The sequence below is a fragment of the Gordonia sp. CPCC 205333 genome (assembly GCF_048537885.1).
Taxonomy (GTDB): Bacteria; Actinomycetota; Actinomycetes; order Mycobacteriales; family Mycobacteriaceae; genus Gordonia.
On record NZ_JBCLVI010000001.1, the window covers coordinates 539,728 to 560,858 of the forward strand.

Sequence of the window (21,131 nt, forward strand, 5' to 3'; positions counted from 1 at the left end):
GCCGCTCCCACCGCCTATCCTCGTCGTGGACGTCTGGTACCCGCAGCGCGGGACTGGAACGCGAATACGAAGGGATCACGGTGACTTCGCCGGACCAATTTTCTGTTGGCATGCGGGCCGAAGGACTGGCGCCTGCGCGCTTAGCCGTCGGTGTCGTCTCCGCCGGCCGGGTCGGTACGGCTATCGCCGAGGCTCTTGAACGGGCTGGACATGTCGTTGGCTCGGTAGTCGCCGGTTCGAGCGCGTCCCGCGCCCGCGCGCAACAGCGATTGGCCGAATCGCAGATCCTGCCGACTGACCAAGTCGTCGCTCGTTCTGAACTCCTGATCATCGCCGTGCCCGACGCCGCGCTATCGACGGTGATCGACGAGATCGCCGCTACCGGCCGGCTGCGTCGCGGTACCGTCGTATTGCATACGGCGGGAGCGCATGGGGTGGCGATCATGGCGCCACTGACCGAACTCGGGGCGTTGACCCTGGCGGTTCACCCCGCGATGACTTTCGTCGGCGGGGCCGAGGACACCAATCGGCTGTCTTCGACCTGTTTCGGTATCACCGCGGCCGACGAGGTGGGCTACACCATCGCGCAATCACTGGTCTACGAGATGGGTGGTCAGCCGGTCCGCATCGCCGAGGCGGACCGAACGCTTTACCACGCTGCTCTCGCGCATGGTTCGAATCACCTTGTGGCACTTATCAGCGATGCCATCGCCACGCTCGACGTCGCCGTCCGTCGCGGTGTCGCCGATGGCGACGAACCGCCGATCCGCGTGGCGCAGAGCATTCTCGGTCCGCTCGTTACGGCGGCGCTGGGCAATGTGTTGGATCTGGGCCCCGAAGCACTGACCGGGCCGGTCGCGCGTGGCGATACCGCGGCGGTTGCCGCGCATCTGGACGCACTGCGCGGCCTGCCCGACACCGGCATCACCGCCGGCATCCCGGCCGCGTATGTTGCGCTCGCCGAGCGAGCTGCCGTCTATGCCGATGCGCCGGAGGAACTGCGAAACCTGTTGACGGAGAAGCCATGACGAATACCGCACCCGAACGCGCCTTCACACCGGGACAACTCACCGTCCATCGCGATCCCGCACAGCTGAACAAGGTGAGCCGGGCGCTACGGGCGACCGGCAAACGTGTCGTCCTGGTGCCGACGATGGGTGCGCTGCATAGCGGGCACCTCGAGCTGGTTCGGGCCGCGAAGGCTCAGGGCAACACCGTGGTCATCGTGTCGATCTTCGTGAACCCCCTGCAATTCGGCGCCAACGAAGACCTTGAAGCCTATCCCCGAACCTTCGACGACGACTTGGCGATGTTGCGTCCGCTCGGCGTCGAGTTGGTATTCGCGCCGACAGCCACGGCCATGTATCCCAACGGCCCGCGTACCACGGTGCATGCCGGACCGGCCGGGACCTTTCTCGAAGCAGCTTCGCGCCCAACACATTTCGCGGGCATGCTTACCGTGGTCCTCAAACTGCTCAACATCACCGCACCCGACGCCGCGTATTTCGGTGAGAAGGATTACCAGCAGTTGGTGCTGGTTCGGCAGATGGTGACCGACCTCGACCTCACCGTCGATATCGTGGGCGTGCCGACCGTTCGTGAGTCCGACGGGCTCGCGATGTCTTCGCGTAACCGCAATCTCGATGCCGAGCAGCGAGAGCTAGCAACAGTCCTGTCGGCAGCACTCGTCGCGGGCGCCTATGCCGCCCAAGGCGGTGAAGCGGCGATTATCGCTGCAGCGCAACAGGTTTTAGACACTCATCCGCAGGTCGAGGTCGAGTATCTCGTCGTTCGCGGCCGCCAACTTGAAGATCCACCCAAGCAGGGCGACGGTCGCCTGCTGATCGCGGCACGGTTCGGTGCCACCCGCTTGCTCGACAATGTCGGCGTCGCAATCGGGATCTCACTTCGCGACGAACAGCGCACACCATAGCGCCGATCTCGCTGGGACCGCCGACCAAAACGAAAGGGATAGAAGATGTTTCGCACCATGATGACGTCGAAGATTCACCGCGCAACGGTCACCCAGGCCGACCTGCACTACGTGGGCTCGGTGACCATCGACGCCGATCTGCTCGACGCTGCCGACCTCCGCGAAGGTGAGCAGGTGACCATCGTCGACATCGACAACGGTGCACGTCTGGAAACCTATGCGATTGCTGGCGAGCGGGGTACCGGTGTCATCGGAATCAACGGCGCCGCAGCGCATCTCGTGCATCCCGGCGACCTGGTGATCATCATCGCCTACGGCGTCATGAATGAGCAGGAGGTGCGCGATTACGCGCCGCATGTTGTTTTCGTCGATGCCGAGAACAAGGTACTCACCGAGGGGACCGACCCGGCCGACGTTCCCGACGGATCGGGTCTGCTTGATCCGCGCTCACCGATTAGCGTCTAGTTGCCGCCATGCTGCTCACCGTCGATATCGGCAACACCAACATCCATCTCGGTATATTCGCCGGGACGGGTGACCATGCGAAGTTAGTGCGGGACTGGCGAATTCACACCGACCCGCATTACACCGCGGACGAGTTGGCGTTGACTGTCCGTGGGCTGCTCGGTGCCGACATCGAGCAGGTAACCGCGGTCGCGGGACTGTCGACGGTGCCTTCGCTGATGCGTGAGATGCGAGTGATGGTCGGCAAGTACTTCGGCAACGGGCCGCATGCCCTGCTGGAGCCGGGAGTGCGTACCGGAGTTCCGCTGCTCGTCGACAATCCCAAGGAGGTCGGTGGGGACCGTGTCGCGAATGCCCTTGCGGCTTATGGCAGATTCGGCGGGCCGTGTATCACCGTCGCCTTTGGTACCGCGACGCTCGTCGATGCGGTATCGGCAAAAGGAGAATTCCTCGGCGGTGCGATCGCTCCGGGGGTGAATCTCGCTGTCGACGCCCTGGCCGAGCATACGGTGACGTTGCGTCGCACTGAGTTACGCGCACCGCGCAGCGTGATCGGGAAGAACACCACCGAGGCCTTGCAGTCGGGCATCGTCTACGGCTTTGCCGGGCAGGTCGACGCCCTGGTTGATCGAGTGCGCGACGAGATCGCGGGCTTCGACGGCGACGATGTGCATGTGGTCGCGACGGGCTTTTTGGCACCGCTGATGTATGACGAGTGCGAAACGCTCACCGACCACGTACCCGAGCTGACCCTCGACGGCCTGCGCCGGGTGCATGAGCGCAGCAAGGAACGCAAACGATGACGGGGTTTTCGCTCGCGTCTGCGCTTAACTCTGGCGCGACGAGAATTGATATGGCAAACTCCAGACCGTGATCAAGAGCTGTCAGGAGTGTTGTCAGGGCTAGTCCGCTTATGCGGCGGCCCTCTTCGACGCCCCCAGTTTCTTCGATCTTCCCCGAGGTATCTCCCATGACCGCCACTTTTGCGGCTCCCTTGCAAACCTTCCGCCCCGCCGAGACGACGGGTGCGCTGGCACCTCTTTCAGTTCCGGCCGGCGACTACCACCGGCATATCGCTGCCGGTGCCGTCGCCGTCGACATTCGTAGCCAACAGACGCGCGACCGCGACGGTGTCCTGTTCGGCGCGATCGCTATTTCCGCCGACGTCGTGCTCGACCGGCTGACTCCGGGCGGCGTCGAAGCTCTGCGTGGCGCTGGACCTGACGGCCGTTGGCTGTTGATCAGCGAAGACGGTCACGACGCCGAATGGCTGGCCTGGCACCTGCAGGCCCGTGGCGTTGTCGGGACGCGGTTCGTCGTTGGCGGTTACCGTCGAATGCGCGGCGAAGGAATCAACGGCCCGGTCTCGTCGGCTGAACTGGCGATGATCTCCGCGCACTGATGACGGGATGCTCCGCGCGCGTGGCGTGCGGAGCCACCGGTATTGTGGCAAGTCGTGAGTAACCAGACTGACCCGACTCGTGACACCGCGGACGACACCCCAGAGCAGTTACGCATCCGCCGGGAGAAGCGGGAACGAATCCTTGCCGACGGCCGTCAGGCATACCCGGTCGCGATCGAGCGCACCCATAGTCTCGCGGAGATCCGCGCTGAGTATCCCGATCTGGAAGCAGGCACCGAGACGGGCGTACAGGTCGGCGTCGCGGGCCGCATCATCTTCTTACGCAATAAGGGAAAACTGTGTTTCGCGACCCTGCAAGACGGTGACGGCACCCAATTGCAGGCGATGGTCAGCTTCAACGGTGTCGGCGAGGGCGCTCTTGCGCAGTGGAAGGCCGACGTCGATCTGGGCGACATCGTATTTGTGCACGGACAGGTGATCAGCTCCCGCACCGGTGAGCTGTCGGTATTGGCCGACCGCTGGGAGATGGCGTCGAAGGCGTTGCGCCCGTTGCCCGTTGCACATAAGGAGATGAATGAGGAGTCGCGCGTTCGGCAGCGTTACGTCGACCTCATCGTGCGCCCCGAAGCTCGTTCGATCGCGCGCACTCGCATCGCGGTGATGAGTGAGCTGCGAAAGTCGTTGTCGGACAGAGGTTTCCTGGAAATCGAGACGCCTATGCTGCAGACACTGCATGGTGGCGCTGCCGCGCGGCCATTCGTCACGCATTCCAACGCCTTCGACATCGACCTCTATCTGCGTATTGCGCCGGAGTTGTTCCTCAAGCGGGCGGTTGTCGGTGGCATCGACAAGGTCTTCGAGGTCAACCGCAACTTCCGCAACGAGGGTGCGGACTCAACGCATTCGCCGGAATTCGCGATGCTGGAGACCTACCAGGCCTACGGCACCTACGACGATGCCGCCGTAATGATTCGCGAACTGGTGCAAGAGGTTTCACAGGGGGCACTAGGTACGCAGACCCCGATCATGCCGGACGGCAGTGAATACGATCTGTCCGGTGAGTGGTTGTCGGTATCGATGTACCCGTCATTGTCCGAGGCTGTCGGCGAGGAGATCACGCCGCAGACCGGCATCGAGGAGTTGTTGGCCCTGGCCGCGAAGGTCGGCCTGGAAGTGCCGAAAGACAAGGGTTACGGGCACGGCAAGCTGGTCGAAGAATTGTGGGAGCACACCGTCGGGCACGGGCTGACACAGCCGGTGTTCGTACGTGACTTCCCGGTCGAGACTTCGCCGTTGGTGCGGTCGCATCGGTCGGTGCCGGGCGTCGTCGAGAAGTGGGATCTTTATGTCCGTGGGTTCGAATTAGCCACCGGCTACTCGGAATTGGTTGACCCGATCATCCAGCGTGAGCGTTTTGTCGACCAGGCACGGCTTGCCGCGGCCGGCGACGACGAGGCGATGGCGCTCGATGAGGAATTCCTGGCCGCGATGGAGTACGGCATGCCGCCGACCGCGGGCACCGGGATGGGGATCGACCGGCTGCTGATGGCGCTCACCGGGTTGGGTATCCGTGAGACGATTCTGTTCCCACTGGTCAAGCCGCAGGTTTAACCCGGCCGGCGCTGGTGCGCCGCGGTGCTCCAGCGAGGGAGGCTGAGCGCGTTGCGCTCAGTCGAATTCGACGGTGATCTCGTCTACGCAGGGGACGGATTGACAGGCCAATCGGACTCCGCTGCCAATCTCGTAGTCGTCGAGAGCGTCGTTGATCAACATACGCACCTCGCCGTCCAGCAGTTTGAAGGCGCAGCCGCCGCAATTGCCCTCGCGACAGACATAGGGCGCATCCAGACCTGCGGCGAGCAATGTATCTAACAACACTTGCTCCGTTGGCCAAGGCAGCGTTGCTGTCGTGCCGTCGAGAGTCACGGTTACCGTCGCCACATCGTTCGACGAATCCGGCGCGAGTGAGGGTTCGTCGAATGGGTCAGTGGTGAGCGACGCGAATGCCTCTCGGTGGATTCGGGCCCGGTCTATCCCAGCGGCTACGGCGGCCGCAACTGCTGCGTCCATGAAACCTGTTGGCCCACAAAGGTATGCGGAGGTCGTGATCGTCGATGCGGGGAAGGCTGAACGCAATCCTGCGGCGTCGGGTAGGCCACGCTCGGATTCGAGCCAATGTGTCACTCGTAGGCGATTGGGGTAGGTGGCCTCGAGCTGTGCGAGCGCGGAATCGAAGATGATGGAATTGCGGTCCCTGTTTGCGTAGATGAGCGTGATTGATGCGGACGACCCGGTGAGTTCCGAGCGGAGTATCGACAGCACGGGGGTGATTCCGCTGCCAGCGGCAAGCAAGACCAGCTCGTCGGGGTCGTCGCTGACGATGAATCGGCCACCGGGCGTGAGTGATTCGAGTACCAACCCGGGTTTTGCGTTGTCGCACAGCCAGTTTGACGCGTAGCCTCCGGCAGTGCGCTTGATGGTGACTTGCAGGTGGGGGTCCACGGCGGGCGTGCTGGACAACGAGTAGCACCGAGGTGCCCACGACGTGCCGTCCTCGGGTGTTCCGGGCACGCGCAGGGTGAGGAATTGTCCGGGGAGGTAGGCGAAGGTCTCGCCCTCGGGGCGCGAGAAGACTACCGACACGGCCTCTGCGGTCTCCTCGATCACGTCGATGACTTCGAGCGAATGCGACCGAGTCGACGGTGATTCCACGTGCTAACCCCTTTCGTTGGCGTGCCGGAAACGCTACAGTCGAAACTGTGCCATTGGCAAATGGCACAGTGACTGGAAGTGCGTACCGGGATTGGGGTAGCTGATTCCGATCGGGCGTGGTGAGCCCTACTTGTTCAGCCGCCGACCGTGCCGCGCCTCATATTCCGCTCGGGCGTCGGCCGTCTTCGCAAGTTCTATCTCGTGGACCAATTCGGTGTCCAGGCCGTGTTTCTTGAGCCGCGACTTGCGATAGAACTTGTTGAGCACTACCGCGAAGTAGATGAACGGCAGCAGGATTGGCAGGGTCATACTTGCCCGTACCAAGGCGTCGGCCGGAAACAGTAGCAACGGGGCGAGAATGATCAGCACCGGGATCGTTACCCGGATCACCGTGCGTCGGGCGGCGCCCGGTCCGGCGAGATCGTTCCGAACCCAGTCGTGCATCGACGCCGGCAGCGTGCGGCCGTAGCAGTAGGTTACGTACTGCCAGAAGTTGGGACGGGTCGGATCGCTCATGACTATCAACGGTACCGACCCGTATCGTCGGCGCTACTTCAGGTCGCGTTTGAGAATCTTGCCTGATGCGTTACGTGGCAGCGTGTCGACGACAACAACCGAACGCGGCACCTTGAAATTCGCCAACCGCTCCTTGGCGTAGTCGATGACACTGTCCTCGGTGACGTCGGCGCCGTCGAGTACGGTGAGAAACGCCCGCCCGACCTCGCCGAGCCGTGCGTCATCGACGCCGATCACCGCGACCTCGGTTACGCCGGGGATACGGCTCAGGGCTTGTTCCACCTCGGCGGGATAGACGTTGAATCCGCCGCAGATATACATGTCTTTGAGACGGTCGGTGATCTTGAGGTTGCCGCGCTCATCGAGGTTGCCGACGTCGCCGGTGTGCAGCCAGCCCTCGGGATCGATGGTTGCCGCGGTGGCTTCTGGGTCGTCGAGATAGCCGCGCATCACCATCGCACCGCGCGCGAGTACCTCGCCTTGTTCGCCGATCCGTACTTCCATCCCCGGATACGCGCGCCCGCAGGTGGTCGCGACGGTCTCGTTGTCGTCGTCGGGACGGCAGGTGGTGATGAATCCGCTTGTCTCGGTTTGGCCGTAGGCGGTGACGACTGTCTCGACGCCGAGGTCGCCCTGCAACCGTTCCACCAAGACCACTGGCACGATGGTGGCGCCGGTGACGACCAGTCGGAGTGACGATAGGTCGTGGTGCGCGCGGGCGGGATCGTCGAGGATGGTCTGAAAAATGGTCGGTGCGCCGGGAAAGATAGTCGCGCGTTGTGCCGCAACGAGTTTCATCGCCTCGGTGGGGGAGTAGACCGCCAGGGGCAGCATCGTCGACCCGAATAGGACACACGGCAGAATACCGGCCTTGTAGCCGAAGGTGTGGAAATACGGGTTCACCATCAGGTAGCGATCGGCGGGGGTCATCTGTCCGTTCGATGCCCAGCCGAATGAACCCGCCATGGTCTGCTGATGTTCGGCGAGAACACCTTTCGCGCGGCCGGTGGTGCCGGACGTGAACAGGATGTCCGATAGATCGGTTGGCGCGACGGCCAGCGCTCGCTCGTCGGCGATAGCCAGTTGAGCCGCTGATGCCGAACCGGCGAATGTCGACCAGTCGATCACCGGTGGTCCGGCCGGAGCGTCGTCGAGTGGGACGCGGATCAGTGTGCGACCGGTATCCGCCGCGACCAGATCTGCCAGGTGATCGCCGCCGAGGAAGGCGCCGGACACCACGACCGTCCGCGCGTCGGAACGGTCGAGGATATCGAGCGCCTCGGTGACGGTATATCGCGAATTGAGTGGGACGAGGACACCGCCCGCATAGTGCGTGCCCAGTGCCGCGATGGGCCAGTGGTAGCTATTGGGTGCCCAGATGGCCACCCGATCACCGTGTTCGACGCCGTGGTCGATCAGTGCGGCGGCGAACCCGCGTACCCGTTCGAGTAGGTCGGCCCAGGTCAGCGTGACCCGCTCGCCCCATTGGTCATCGACGATGGCTTCGGTGTCGGGCCAGCGGCTCGCCGCGCGGATTAGCGCGGCAGGCGTCGTGGTCGGGTACTCCTCCATCACACTAACCTAGCAAGCGCTTGGTAGTTTATGCTAGCTGTCATGACCCTGATCAATCTCGCCGATCGCGCCGTCGATCTCGGCGAATGGGCCGCACAGACTCCGAATGCGTCCGGCCTGTTCGCCGAGGCGGTTCGGGCCTGGCTCGTCGAGCATCTCGCCGGCGAGTTCACCGAGCTCAAAGGTCGCGGCGGGCCGGGTAGTGAACACGAGTTCTTCGAACAGCGGCTGAGGTGGGACCGGCATCTCGCGGCGTCGGGCTGGACGTGTCTGGGGTGGCCGGCGAAGTACGGCGGACGCGGCGCGACCCTGGAACAGCGCATCATCTTCCACGAGGAATACGCCAGGGCGAACGCGCCCGCGCGCGTCAATCATTTGGGCGAAGAACTTCTCGGTCCGACGCTCATTGAGTACGGGACCGAGGAGCAGAAGCGCCGCTTCCTGCCGGGCATTGTCAACGTGACAGAGCTTTGGGCACAAGGTTATTCAGAGCCGGGCGCCGGCTCCGATCTCGCTGCCGTCGCAACGACGGCGGCGCTCGACGGCGGCAAGTGGATTGTCAACGGTCAGAAGGTGTGGACGTCGCTCGCGCATGTGGCGCAGTGGGTCTTCGTCGTGGCGCGTACCGAGAAGGGGTCATCGCGACATACGGGGCTCAGCTTCCTATTGGTGCCGATCGACCAATCGGGCGTCACCGTGCGGCCAATCCAACAGCTCACCGGCACTTCGGAATTCAACGAAGTCTTCTTCGACGATGCGGTCACCGACGCCGACCTCATCGTCGGATCGCCGGGTGCTGGCTGGAAAGTCGCGATGGGGTTGCTTCAGTTCGAGCGCGGCGTGTCGACGCTCGGGCAGCAGGTAGGTTTCGCCCGTGAACTCGACGCCGTCAACGCCGAGGCGAAAGCCAATGGCTCGGTGCGGAATCCGGAGATCGCCTCGCGCCTGATTCGCGCCCGCATTGGCCTACGGGTCATGCGTGCCCACGCACAGCGAACTCTGTCCGGCGAAATCGTCAACGAGACGGGCGCAGCTTCGGTGGCAAAACTGTTGTGGGCCAACTGGCATCGCGACCTTGGACAGTTGGCGATCGACGTTGTCGGAGCGCCGTCGCTGATCGGCCCGAGCGAAACCACCGAGGGACAGCCGAACGATATCTACGCGCCGGGCACCGTCGAACTGGACGAATGGCAGCGCCTTCTGCTGTTCACCCGTGCCGACACCATCTACGGCGGCTCAAACGAGGTGCAGCGCAACATTATCGCCGAGCGAGTGCTCGGCTTACCGAGAGAGGCTCGTGCATGACCCCCGTTTCGCCGCTCGCGCGGATTCCTGACGAAGTCGCCGGACACAACCTGCTCGCGGGCAAGAAAGTTGTGGTCACCGCTGCCGCGGGCACCGGGATCGGGTTCGCCTCGGCCCGCCGCGTGCTCCTGGAGGGTGGCGAGGTGGTGGTCTCGGACTTCCACGAACGTCGCCTGAACGAGACCGTCGAGAAACTGACCGTCGAGTTCCCGGAGCAGAAGGTGTCGGCGATCGTGTGTGATGTCTCGAGTACGGCGCAGGTGGATGCGCTGATCGACGGTGCCGCAAGCGAACTCGGTCGGATCGACGTGTTGGTCAACAACGCCGGGCTTGGCGGTGAGACACCAGTCGTCGACATGACCGACGAGCAGTGGGATCGCGTCATCGACATCACCCTCAACAGCACATTCCGCGCCACCCGCGCCGCGCTGCGATATTTCCGCGATGCGGGGCACGGCGGTGTGCTGGTGAACAACGCCTCGGTCCTGGGCTGGCGGGCGCAGCACAGCCAATCCCATTACGCCGCAGCGAAAGCCGGTGTGATGGCACTTACACGATGTTCGGCGATCGAAGCCGCCGAGTTCGGCGTCCGAATCAACGCCGTCGCACCGTCTATCGCCCGGCATCCGTTTCTGGCGAAAGTCACCAGCGACGAACTTCTCGACGAACTCGCGTCGCGCGAAGCATACGGTCGTGCGGCGGAGGTCTGGGAGATCGCCGCCACCATCGCGATGCTCGCCAGCGACTACACAACCTACCTCACCGGCGAGATCGTCTCGATCTCTTCCCAGCGCGCCTGACCGCCGAAATATCAAGGGAGTCAACATATGTCCACCCCACAGGCCTATATCGTCGATGCCGTGCGCACCCCGGTCGGCAAACGTAACGGCTCGCTGGCCAAAGTTCACTCAGCCGATCTCGGCGCGCATGTCATCAACGCGATCCTGGACCGCACCGGCATTGACCCCAACGTGGTCGATGACGTGGTCTTCGGGTGTGTGGACACCGTCGGGCCGCAGGCGGGAAATATCGCCCGCACGGCGTGGTTGACCGCCGGGCAGCCGCTCGGCGTACCCGGCACGACGGTGGACCGGCAATGCGGATCATCGCAGCAGGCAATACATTTCGCAGCGCAGGGCGTGATGAGTGGAACGCAGGACGTCGTGTTGGCCGGTGGTGTGCAGAATATGAGCGCAATCCCCATCTCGCAGGCCATGATTGCCGGGCAAGAGCTCGGATTTACCACTCCCACAGCCGAATCCCCAGGCTGGCGCGCGCGCTTCGGCGATACCGAGATCTCTCAGTTCGTCGGCGCCGACATGATGGCGAAGCGGTGGGATATTTCCCGGCCGGATATGGAAGCGTGGGCGCTGCAGTCGCATCAGCGAGCCAAGGCCGCCATCGCGGCCGGGCGTTTCGACAAAGAGTATGTGCCGCTTGGTGATTGCGTCGTCGACGAATGCCCGCGGGAGACCTCGCTGGAGAAGATGGCGTCGTTAAATGTGCTCGCCGAAGGATCGTCGCTGACCGCCGCAGTGGCATCGCAGATCTGTGACGGAGCGTCGGCGACGCTGGTCGTGTCCGAGCGCGCGCTCAAGGAATACGGGTTGACTCCTCGGGCGCGGATCCACCACCTCTCGGTGCGCGGAGATGATCCGGTGATGATGCTTTCGGCTCCTATTCCGGCGACCAAGTACGCGCTAGAGAAGACCGGCCTGAGCATCCACGACATCGACGTCGTGGAGATCAACGAGGCATTCGCGCCGGTTGTTCTCGCGTGGCTCAAGGAGACCGGCGCCGATCCGGCCACAGTCAACCCGAATGGCGGCGGTATCGCATTGGGCCACCCGCTGGGTGCAACCGGCGCAAAACTGTTCGCGACCCTGCTCAACGAATTGGAGCGCACCGAAGGCCGCTACGGCCTGCAGACGATGTGCGAGGGCGGCGGCACCGCGAATGTGACGATTGTCGAACGGCTTGGGTAGTCGGGGTACCACTCGATAGTTTTGGGCGCTAAGAGTTTTACTTCTGACCGGCAGCGATGCGGTGACAGTCCCGTTCGCGGGATTGTGCGCTTTGCGGGACCGGCTTATCTTTCGTTTCGTACAGATCATCACGAGCGGCCGAGAGACTGGCTCTTTGACGCCGCAGCAACCGTGGGCAACCACAAGGTGCTAATGCCAGACCGATGAACGAATCGCGAACTTCGACCATGTCTTGGGGGAGATCGGCGGCTCGACGTCTGTTTGTCGTGTCTTGCTGGGCGTTCGTGATCGTTTCCTGTGCGACCCGCGTCACCGCGCGGGGTCCATTGCCATTTGAAGCGGCCCAGCCCGGCCGCGGGAGGAAGACGATGACAACGACCTTGACCGAGACCACGTCCACCGCTTCGCCAGCTGATTACCTTGCGTCTGATTCCCCGGCGTCGAGAAGTGCGAGCGGACTGATCGTCGGCACGACCGTCGACGAATTCTCGGCGGACCATCTGCTCCAGCTACTGAAAGGCGACGTATTCGCGGTCCGTGTCGCAGGTGCGGCAACCGGGGTCGCTCTGCAAGGGCTTCGCGACCGGTTCGTCGGACGTGACGATCACGGTCCGCTCGCGACGGACCCACAATTCCGGCGGATCGGCCAGGCCTTCTCCGAGGTCGGGGTCGATGGGCAGGAAAACTACTTCGACGAGGCCGCGCATCATCGCGGCCGACTACGGGAACTCGCCGCTCCGTACCAGTACCCGGCCGACACTCTGCGCATCCTGCTCGACGAAGCCTGGCCGACCGGTGCCACCCTGCTGACCTCGGAGAGTCGGAAATTCTTCGCTGGCGTCGTGCGATACCAGCAGGCCGGTGTTGACCTGGAGCCGCATACCGACAATGTGAGGCGAAACCTCCCCGAAAACGACCTCGATATCCGCAGGCAGTTGTCGGTGAATGTCTACCTCGACGTTCCCGACAGCGGCGGCGAACTCGAGATCTGGGATGTCTACCCAACCGAGGACGAGTACCAAGAATTGTCCGGCGAACGAGTTTGGGGAGTGAACCGCGACGCGGTTGGCGATCCCGTACTCACCATTCGCCCCGAGGTGGGCGAGGCGATCTTCATCGACCCGCGCCGCGTACATGCGGTCGCGCCGTCGCATGATCGACCGCGCGTGACCATCGGCCTGTTCATCGGCGTCCGAAACCAGGATCAGGCACTGGCGGTGTGGAGCTGATGACACTCACACTTGCCGCACCCGTCGGCTCGGTCTCCCACAAGGCAGCCTTCGACCTCAAGGGCTTTCAATACGACTACACCGATCGCTCGACGATCCTGCTGGTCAGCGTCGGTGCCGACTATCACGAGGGCGAGAAACTGGGTGCGACCATCGACCTGCTGAACCGCAGTGGATTCGCCCGCGTGACCGTCGCCGTCGCCGACACCCTGCAACGGCACAACGTTGACGCGACACCCGCGCGGGCCTATCAGCAGACTCGACGTCGGGGTGACCAATGGCTTGCGCGAAATCAACCGCTACTGGACCTGTTGACCGCCGACGTCGACGTTCTCCGGTGGGATGACGCGCTAAGCGACCCGAATTATCCGCGTGCACTCGACGAAATCCGCACGGTGTACCGGACCAACCGGGAGTACGCGGGGGCGATCGAATCCACCATCGATCGCTTCGTAGCCCGTCGCGGCGAGAACCTGCCCGATGTCGACCGGATTCGGAACGGTTGCCGCACTTACCTTCTCGAGGAAGTGCCGATCATCCAGCCGCTGTGGGCGCGGCAGGGTTACGACTTCGTCGTCTACCCACAGCAGATCTCGAACGCGATGCAGGCCACCCGCGATCTGTTTGTCACTGACGGCGCCGCGTGGCTCCCGCTGCGTTTCAAGAAACGGAAGTCGGCGAAGTGACCACGGTGGCTCCGACGAAGCGTCGGACCGCTGGTTTCATCGGCCTGGCGACAGCGTCCTTCCTCGGCTGTATCGACCTGACTATCGTCTCGACCGCGTTGCCGACCATCACGCGAGAACTGCACACCTCGATCGGGGTCTCCCAACTCGTACTCAGCGGCTTCCTCACCGCGCTCGCGATGTTCATGGTCACCGCCGGCCGGCTCGGCGATCAGAAGGGGCGGCGTCCGGTACTGCTCGCCGGTCTCGGATTGTTCGTCGTCGCGTCGATCGGAGCTGGTCTCGCGCCGACCATCGGCGCTCTGATCGCCGCCCGATTCGTCCAGGGAGCGGCGTGTGCCGTTCTCTATACCGGAACTTCGACGCTGGTGGAGCAGCTATTTCCGGAGGGAGAGCGGGGTCGGGCGGTCGGCTGGCTGTACGCCGTCAACGGCGTCGGCCTGGCCATCGGCCCAGTCCTCGGCGGACTGCTGGTCCCGACCTTCGGCTGGCCGTCAGTGTTCTGGATCAACGTGCCGTTCGGTCTCATCGCGCTCGCCTTGATCATCGCGGCCGTCCCGTCGCCGCCACCCAGCCCGAAGGTCGGCCTAGACATACCCGGCCAGGTGTTCTTGGCCCTTGCCGTCGCAGCGACCGTCGCGGTCCTGTCCCTCCCGGCAAGTACCGGATGGGTCAGTGCACCGGTAATCGTGTCGGCGGTGATCGCACTCGCCGCAGCGGTGGCTTTGGTCGCGGTCGAACGTCGCGCCAACGATCCGCTGCTGCGCGTCGAACTGCTCAGCCATCCCAGATTCCGCGCGGCACTGTCGTCGGATTTCTTCCTGGCGGCGTTCTACGCATCGGCGCTGTTGATCCTCCCGCAGTACCTATCGGAATGGCACAACCTCAGTGAGCGGATAATCGGACTGTCGTTATTGCTGGTCAGCGGCACGATGGCGATCACCTCGCCGCGCGTTGGCCGGTGGGTCGACCGTAGCGGTCCGAACACTCCGCTGCGGTACGGGTTCGCGGCTTTCGCGGTGACCGCGGGAACCATCCTGATCGGAGCGATCACCGACTCCGTCGTGGCGCTTCTCATCGGGTTCGTGTTCTTCGGTGTCGGGTGGGCGTTGATTCTGGCTCCCGCGACGCTCGCCGCGTTGTCGGCGGTGCCGTCGTCAGAGTCGGGTTTCGCGATCGGAGCGTCGTGGACCGCCCACAACTTCGGCGGCGCGCTGGGAGCTGCCGTGGCGGCCGCGCTCTACGCGTCGAGTAGCGCCGACGACGGCCTGCTCTCCGTGGGTGTTTTCCTGCTCGCTGCCGCGCTCGTGGCATTGGCCGCGAACCTGCTGATCTCCGACGACGTCGAGGCCGTCGAATGACCGAACTCGGCATTCTCGACCTGGTGCCGATCCGCGCGGGTGGCACCGCCCGGGAGGCGTTGGAGAATGCGGCGGACCTCGCGCGATCCGCGGAGCAGTCCGGCTACCGCCGGTATTGGCTGGCCGAACATCACTTCGCGTCTCTCGCGTCGTCGGCGCCGGCCGTGGTCGCGGCACATGTACTGTCCGCGACGTCGACCATCCGCGTCGGCGCGGGTGCTGTTCAACTGAGCCAGCGAGTCGCGGCCCGTGTCGCCGAAGAATGGGGCACGCTCGCCACGTTGCATCCTGGCCGGGTTGACCTTGGCCTCGGGCGCAGCTCCGGGCGAGCCGATCAGTATCGCGAAGCATTGACGCGCACCCCGACGCCAGCCGTGGTGCCAGTCGCCGACCATCCCGTCGTCGACGGCGTGGTCCTTCCGAAACCTCGTGACCTGCGTGAATTGGTTGACTCCGCGCGGATAAAGACCGGGCTCGCGGTGATCACACCGCCCGGCGATGTGCCCGACTACGCGACTCAGGTGCGGGAGATTCTCGCGCTGCTCGCGGGGCGATTCACCCCCGAGGGGCTGGATTCACCACTGCATCTGACACCGGGTGAAGGATCGGACCTGTTGCCGTGGATTCTCGGCAATTCGCCGGGGGCCAGCGCCCAGCTCGCCGGTCGGCTCGGACTGCCGTTCGTCGCGAATTATCATCTCGCGCCGGGGCATACGGTGCAGACTGTGGCGGCCTATCGCGAGGCTTTCGAGCCCGGTGTCCTCGACACGCCGTATCTTGTGGTCTCGGCCGACGTCTTAGCGGCCGAGTCCAGCGGTGACGCACACCGCCTGGCCCGATCGTTTCTCCCCTGGCTCGACTCGGTATCGCGTGGCGTTGGTGCCATCGAGATACCCGATGCCGACGACGTCGCGGCATCGGAAGTCGAGCGGCTGACCGCACGACATTCGGCACGCGTCGCGACCCGGTTCGTCGGAGACCCCGACGACGTCGTCGGCAGGCTGGCAGCGCTCGCCGCGTTGACCGAGGCCGACGAACTGATCCTCACCACCCTCACCCATCGGCACGACGACCGTGTCCGATCCCATCGACTGATAGCGGACGCCTGGCGTGACCGCACCCCGAAAGCAGAGAAGATCCGATGAAGACCACCACCCGCGTGGCCGTCGCGGCCATCGCCGTGTCCGCAGTCATCCCGTTAGCGGCCTGCGGCTCCGACGCTAGCGCGCCCGATGTACTCCGTTATGGATTGTCGTCGGCGCCGACCTGCGCCGATCCCGCGCAGTCGAGTACCAACCAGACCGTAAACGTCTCCCGACAGGTTGTCGACTCACTCCTCGACCAGAATCGAAAGACCGGCGAACTGACCGGATGGCTCGCGCAGAAGTATCAGGTCTCTCCCGACGGCCGTAGCTTCACCTTCATTCTGCGCGACGACGTCACGTTCAGCGACGGTACTCCGCTCACCGCCGACGTCGTGAAGAAGAATTTCGACGCACTCACCTCTGACAAGAAGACGTCGACGCGCACTCTGCAAGCGTCGGGTTTTCTGCTCGGCTATCAGCGGACCGATACCCCCGACAAGCGCACGGTGATCGTCCGATTCGCCGAACCCAATGTGCAGTTCCTGCAGGCGACGGCCACAACCCAACTCGGCATCCTCGCACCCTCGACCGTCGCCCGGACCTTCGACGAGCGCTGCACCGCCGCCAATGTGGTCGGCAGCGGGCCGTACACCTATTCCGGCTGGGAGCAGAACCGGTCGGCCAGCCTGACTCGACGCGACGACTACACCTGGGCGGCCGACGTCGGGTTCGCGCCCAAGGCGCGCTATCGCACCGTCGAATTCAGCGTCGTCCCCGAATCCGGGGTCCGGGCCGGCAGTGTCGGATCGGGTCAACTCGATGCCATCGCTGATCCCCAGCCCCAGGACCGAGAGGATCTGACGGCCGCGGGCGCATCGATCACGTCGAGGTCCAATCCGGGGCTGCCATATGTTTTCCAGTCGAATGTCTCGCGCGGTGTCCTCGCCGACCGAACCGTCCGCAACGCGGTTACCTGGGCACTTGATCGGCCAGAGCTGGTTCAAACCGTTCTCGGCGATGCCTTCAAGCCGGCAACAAGCGTGCTGGCGTCGACGACGCCGGGCTACCGAACCGACCCACTGATCAAATACGACCCCGATGCCGCGAAGAAGGCGCTCGATGCCGCTGGGTGGCGGGCCGAGGGGGCCGGGACGCGTAGCAAGAACGGCACCAAGTTGTCATTCGACGTCATCTATTCACCGGAGTTCTACGGCAATAAGCCGATCCTGGAGCTGGTTCAGCGGCAACTGGCCCAAGTCGGCATCGACCTGAAAATCAGCGCGCTCGCCAACGACGATTTCCTGTCACGCCGGTCATCGGGTGATTTCGACGCCGTGTATTACAACGTGACGCGTGCAGATCCCGACATCCTGCGCTCACGACTCGGCTTCGACGGAACGAACTATTCGCGGCGCGGATTCGACGCCAACGTCGATCCGCTGCTCACCGAACAGGCCGGCGTCGGCGATCAGGGGCAGCGTCTCCGGATTGTCGACACCTTGCAAACACGCATCATCGAAGCGGGATACGCGATTCCGGTGGTGGAATTGTCGCAGGTGGCCGCCGTCGCGGGCGGCTTCGGCGGGATTGGCTTCGACGCCTCGGGCGTCCTGCGGTTGCAGTATCCCGACGAGTCATGATTCGTCGGATATCGCTCCGGCTGACGTCCGGCGTCGGTGTGGTGGTCGCGGTGTTCACCCTTGTTTTCGCGGTGTTGCGGGTGCTGCCGGGGGACCCGGTGTCCCTCGCCGCCAACGCCGATGCGGGCGGCGGCGCGCCGTCACAGGCGACGATCGCGGCACTGCGGGCCCAGTACGGACTCGACCGCCCGCTGTGGCAGCAGTACTTTTCCGCACTCGGCGACTTCGTCCGCGGTGACTGGGGAACGTCGGTGGTAACCGGCCAGCCGGTCACGACAACGCTGTTCGATGCTCTGCCATCGACCGCGGAACTGGCGTTATCGGCACTGGTGCTCGGAGCGGTTACCGCCTTCGTTCTCGCCTTCGTCGCGACATACCGCCCAGCGGGCGCCGTCGCCCGCGCGATCAGCCAGATCCCGTCAGTCCTGGTCTCGTTGCCGACCTTCGCGGTTGGGCTGGTCTTGATTCAGGTATTCGCCTTCGGGTTTCATCTTGTGCCGGCCTTCGGCGACAACGGATCGGCATCTCTGGTGCTGCCCGCGGTCACCTTGGCGGTGCCGGTCGCGGGTTATCTGGCGCAGATCATGATGTCGGGGATGCGGGAGGCGGCGGCCGAGCCGTATGTCGACGTGGCCCGCGCCAAAGGGGCGTCCGAAGTCCTGGTGCATCTGCGCCACGTGGCACCCGCCGCGGTGCTGCCCGCTCTCTCCGCGTTGGGAGTCCTCGTCGGCTCCGCGCTCGCCGGAGCGGTCGTCGTGGAAACAGTGTTTTCGCGCGCCGGGTTGGGGCGTCTCACCCAACAGGCGGTGGCAGCGCATGACGGTCCGGTGATGCTCGCGACCGTTGTCGTATCGGCGGCGGTCTTCGTCGTCGTGACACTCGCCGTCGACCTGATCAGTCCGCTTGTCGATCCACGCTCGCGGGTGGCCGCATGACCGGGATCGCGGTGGGCCAGTTATCAGGCGCACGACGACTATGGGTACATATCGGACGACCGCGGAATGCGGGAACGATCCTCGCCGCCGTGGTCTTGGCGTTGGTGGTCATCGCCGCGCTGGCCCCGGGGCTGCTGGTCAGTGGTGATCCGCTCGACGTCACGCCGCGTAACCGTTTGCGTGCACCCAGTCTGTCGCACCTGTTCGGGACTGATCAGCTCGGACGTGACGTTCTGACTCGCGTCGTTCACGGGACCGGGGCGTCGTTGTCGGCCGCGTTGGTCGCGGTGACGATCGCGGTGGTCGGCGGAGCGTTGATCGGTGTTGGCGCCGGGTACCTCGGCGGGTGGACCGATCGGATTGGGATGCGATTCGTCGACGTTCTGCTCGCGGTCCCGGCGTTGCTGATTTCGATGACGGTCATCGCGGCGACTGGCGGCGGGACCGTCGAGTTGGGAGTGGCCGTCGGGGTTGCCGGGATTGCCGGGGCGTCTCGCGTAATCCGTTCTCGGACAATGCAACTCCGCGCGATGCCGTTCGTCGAGGCCGCTCTCGTCAGTGGCTGGAGTCGGCCGACGGTGGTGCGCAGGCATGTACTTCCGCACCTGTGGCCGACGACGGCGGCGGTCGCGTCGGTGGAATTCGGCCAGGCCGTCTTGGCGGTTGCCGCCCTCGGCTTCCTCGGTTTCGGGCCGCCGCCGCCAGCACCGGAATGGGGTGCGATGGTGGCCGATGGCCGGGCCTTCGTCGCCGGTGCGTGGTGGCTCACCGCGGCTCCTGCCCTGGTTATCACCGTGGTCGTATTGGCCGCATATCGACTGTCCCGTGTGATCGGAGAGAACCATCGTGCTTGAGATCGAGGCGTTGAACTTGTCGATCGGCGACGCCGCGATCCTGCACGAGGTGAGTCTGTCGGTCGGGGCGGGGGAGAAAGTTGCGGTGGTCGGGGCGTCGGGCAGTGGGAAGTCGACGCTGGCGCGCACGATTCTCGGCCTGCATAACGGCAGAGTTCGAGTAGATGCAAAGGTGCTGCGCATCGACGGAACTGATCTGCCCGCTCCCCGAGCACGCGGCTGGCGATCGGTGCGGGGTCGGCGAGTCGGCTATGTTCCGCAGGACCCGGGCAGCTCGCTCAATCCGGTCCGACGCATCAAAAGCCAAGTGCGCGAGGCGCTTCGGCTGACCGGACAACCGTTCTCCGACCACGAGGTTGGCGTTCGCCTCGCCGAGGCCGGCCTAGCCGATTCGTCGATCTCCGCCCGCTACCCACACGAACTGTCCGGCGGGCAACGACAGCGGGTGCTCGTCGCCATCGCTCTTGCCGGACGCCCGGGATTGGTAGTGGCCGACGAGCCGACGAGCGCCCTGGACGCCGACGTTGCTCACCAGGTCCTCGACGTACTGACCGGCGCGGGCACCGGCCTGCTGCTGATCACCCACGACCTCGCGTTGGTCGCCGATCGCGCCGATCGGGTGGTGGTGCTCGACGGCGGGCGGGTGGTGGAGGAGGCTCCATCGGCTCGTTTGCTTAGTTCTCCCTCCAGCTCGGCGGCCAAGGCGCTGAAGTCCGCGATGCCGGGACACCGTGTGCCGCAACCGGTTCCGGATCCGCGCGAGCTGGTTCTCTCGGCGTCGACGGTGTCGGTGCGCCTTGGCGGCATTGACATTCTCGCCGACGTCGACGTTGCGGTTCACCGCGGCGAGACGCTGGCCGTCGTCGGACCGTCTGGATCGGGTAAGTCAACATTGGCGCGAGTTCTTACCGGTCTCACCGAGCCGACGACGGGAACGGTGCGGCGAACCGGCCGCGTGCAATTGGTGTCGCAGAATCCGTTCTCCGCCCTCGACCCCAGGTGGACCGTCGAGCGGATTGTCGCGGAGTCGCTGCATCCCTCGCTCGGTTTGTCTGGTTCGGATCGGCGCGCGCGCGTGTTCGAGACACTCGACGAGGTTGGTCTCGGTCCGGCATTCGCTCAGCGTCGACCGCATGAATTGTCCGGCGGGCAGAGTCAGCGAGTGGCGATCGCGCGTGCCTTGGCCGCGCGGCCTGCTGTCGTCGTACTCGACGAGGCTGTCTCGGCACTCGACGTCGTATCGCAGGCGCGGGTACTCGACATTCTCGAACAACTGCAGGCGACCCACGGCACGTCATATGTATTCATCACCCACAATCTGACAGTGGCGGCCGACGTCGCGCACCGATTCGTGCAGGTGCATTCCGGGCGGGTGATCGAGTCGGTGTCGGCGGAGGTGTAACCGACTGGTCGAATGCCGCCCCTCCGCCGCTCGAGTGTCCCCCGCGCTGGTCGAGTGCAGTCGGCGGGTATCGAGACCCGGCGACCCG

General features: G+C 64.5%; 20 protein-coding genes and 1 riboswitch. Of the genes, 17 read left to right on the top strand and 3 right to left on the bottom strand.

The features are described from left to right. The first annotated feature begins 110 nt into the window (after window positions 1–110). The 6 genes from AAFP29_RS02550 to lysS all read left to right on the top strand — a co-directional run bounded on the left by AAFP29_RS02550 (window position 111) and on the right by lysS (window position 5,372). Window positions 111–1,028 carry a Rossmann-like and DUF2520 domain-containing protein gene (locus AAFP29_RS02550; protein ID WP_419216327.1) on the top strand — a complete coding sequence of 306 codons (918 nt, stop codon included), beginning with the start codon at window positions 111–113 and terminating at the stop codon, window positions 1,026–1,028. Further along, on the top strand, window positions 1,025–1,933 hold the full coding sequence (gene panC / locus AAFP29_RS02555; protein WP_419215732.1) for a pantoate--beta-alanine ligase: 909 nt from the start codon (window positions 1,025–1,027) through the stop codon (window positions 1,931–1,933). The genes AAFP29_RS02550 and panC overlap by 4 nt, the downstream gene beginning before the upstream one ends. A 45-nt stretch (window positions 1,934–1,978) precedes the next feature. Beyond that, window positions 1,979–2,398 (top strand): aspartate 1-decarboxylase, encoded by a 420-nt coding sequence (panD, locus tag AAFP29_RS02560; RefSeq protein WP_419215733.1) that lies wholly within the window; start codon window positions 1,979–1,981, stop codon window positions 2,396–2,398. Window positions 2,399–2,406: 8 nt separating this feature from the next. Then, on the top strand, window positions 2,407–3,201 hold the full coding sequence (locus AAFP29_RS02565; RefSeq protein ID WP_419215734.1) for a type III pantothenate kinase: 795 nt from the start codon (window positions 2,407–2,409) through the stop codon (window positions 3,199–3,201). A 167-nt stretch (window positions 3,202–3,368) separates the two neighbouring features. Beyond that, entirely contained in the window at window positions 3,369–3,800 is a 432-nt protein-coding gene (locus AAFP29_RS02570) for a rhodanese-like domain-containing protein (RefSeq protein ID WP_419215735.1), read from the top strand. A gap of 54 nt (window positions 3,801–3,854) precedes the next feature. Beyond that, a complete protein-coding gene (gene lysS / locus AAFP29_RS02575; RefSeq protein ID WP_419215736.1) occupies window positions 3,855–5,372 on the top strand; it encodes a lysine--tRNA ligase in 1,518 nt (505 codons plus the stop codon). 57 nt (window positions 5,373–5,429) lie between these two features. Here lysS and AAFP29_RS02580 read toward each other — a convergent pair whose 3' ends face one another. The 3 genes from AAFP29_RS02580 to AAFP29_RS02590 all read right to left on the bottom strand — a co-directional run bounded on the left by AAFP29_RS02580 (window position 5,430) and on the right by AAFP29_RS02590 (window position 8,561). Next, window positions 5,430–6,473 (bottom strand): 2Fe-2S iron-sulfur cluster-binding protein, encoded by a 1,044-nt coding sequence (locus AAFP29_RS02580; RefSeq protein ID WP_419215737.1) that lies wholly within the window; start codon window positions 6,471–6,473, stop codon window positions 5,430–5,432. A gap of 126 nt (window positions 6,474–6,599) precedes the next feature. After that, complete coding sequence (locus tag AAFP29_RS02585) at window positions 6,600–6,989, bottom strand: DUF5313 domain-containing protein (protein WP_419215738.1); 390 nt, start codon at window positions 6,987–6,989, stop codon at window positions 6,600–6,602. Between the two features lie 33 nt (window positions 6,990–7,022). Further along, complete coding sequence (locus AAFP29_RS02590) at window positions 7,023–8,561, bottom strand: FadD3 family acyl-CoA ligase (protein ID WP_419215739.1); 1,539 nt, start codon at window positions 8,559–8,561, stop codon at window positions 7,023–7,025. Between the two features lie 42 nt (window positions 8,562–8,603). Between AAFP29_RS02590 and AAFP29_RS02595 the strand changes: the two genes are divergently transcribed. The 11 genes from AAFP29_RS02595 (at window position 8,604) to AAFP29_RS02645 (ending at window position 21,043) form a co-directional block, all read left to right on the top strand. Then, a complete protein-coding gene (locus AAFP29_RS02595; protein ID WP_419215740.1) occupies window positions 8,604–9,866 on the top strand; it encodes an acyl-CoA dehydrogenase family protein in 1,263 nt (420 codons plus the stop codon). Continuing rightward, a complete protein-coding gene (locus tag AAFP29_RS02600) occupies window positions 9,863–10,666 on the top strand; it encodes an SDR family oxidoreductase (RefSeq protein ID WP_419215741.1) in 804 nt (267 codons plus the stop codon). The genes AAFP29_RS02595 and AAFP29_RS02600 overlap by 4 nt, the downstream gene beginning before the upstream one ends. 27 nt (window positions 10,667–10,693) lie before the next feature. Beyond that, window positions 10,694–11,851 (top strand): acetyl-CoA C-acetyltransferase, encoded by a 1,158-nt coding sequence (locus tag AAFP29_RS02605; protein ID WP_419215742.1) that lies wholly within the window; start codon window positions 10,694–10,696, stop codon window positions 11,849–11,851. 122 nt (window positions 11,852–11,973) lie between these two features. Next, a riboswitch (SAM riboswitch) is annotated at window positions 11,974–12,061 on the top strand. Between the two features lie 158 nt (window positions 12,062–12,219). Next, window positions 12,220–13,080 (top strand): 2OG-Fe(II) oxygenase, encoded by an 861-nt coding sequence (locus AAFP29_RS02610; protein WP_419215743.1) that lies wholly within the window; start codon window positions 12,220–12,222, stop codon window positions 13,078–13,080. Then, a complete protein-coding gene (locus tag AAFP29_RS02615) occupies window positions 13,080–13,766 on the top strand; it encodes a tRNA-dependent cyclodipeptide synthase (RefSeq protein ID WP_419215744.1) in 687 nt (228 codons plus the stop codon). Before AAFP29_RS02610 ends, AAFP29_RS02615 begins: the two co-directional genes overlap by 1 nt. Next, window positions 13,763–15,127 carry an MFS transporter gene (locus AAFP29_RS02620; RefSeq protein WP_419215745.1) on the top strand — a complete coding sequence of 455 codons (1,365 nt, stop codon included), beginning with the start codon at window positions 13,763–13,765 and terminating at the stop codon, window positions 15,125–15,127. The genes AAFP29_RS02615 and AAFP29_RS02620 overlap by 4 nt, the downstream gene beginning before the upstream one ends. Next, window positions 15,124–16,272, top strand: coding sequence for an LLM class flavin-dependent oxidoreductase (locus AAFP29_RS02625; protein ID WP_419215746.1), 1,149 nt, complete (start codon window positions 15,124–15,126; stop codon window positions 16,270–16,272). The genes AAFP29_RS02620 and AAFP29_RS02625 overlap by 4 nt, the downstream gene beginning before the upstream one ends. Beyond that, window positions 16,269–17,852 carry an ABC transporter substrate-binding protein gene (locus tag AAFP29_RS02630; RefSeq protein ID WP_419215747.1) on the top strand — a complete coding sequence of 528 codons (1,584 nt, stop codon included), beginning with the start codon at window positions 16,269–16,271 and terminating at the stop codon, window positions 17,850–17,852. Before AAFP29_RS02625 ends, AAFP29_RS02630 begins: the two co-directional genes overlap by 4 nt. Beyond that, window positions 17,849–18,787 (top strand): ABC transporter permease, encoded by a 939-nt coding sequence (locus tag AAFP29_RS02635; protein ID WP_419215748.1) that lies wholly within the window; start codon window positions 17,849–17,851, stop codon window positions 18,785–18,787. Before AAFP29_RS02630 ends, AAFP29_RS02635 begins: the two co-directional genes overlap by 4 nt. After that, window positions 18,784–19,641 (top strand): ABC transporter permease, encoded by an 858-nt coding sequence (locus AAFP29_RS02640; RefSeq protein WP_419215749.1) that lies wholly within the window; start codon window positions 18,784–18,786, stop codon window positions 19,639–19,641. Before AAFP29_RS02635 ends, AAFP29_RS02640 begins: the two co-directional genes overlap by 4 nt. Next, window positions 19,634–21,043, top strand: coding sequence for an ABC transporter ATP-binding protein (locus AAFP29_RS02645; RefSeq protein WP_419215750.1), 1,410 nt, complete (start codon window positions 19,634–19,636; stop codon window positions 21,041–21,043). Before AAFP29_RS02640 ends, AAFP29_RS02645 begins: the two co-directional genes overlap by 8 nt. Window positions 21,044–21,131: the final 88 nt, after the last annotated feature.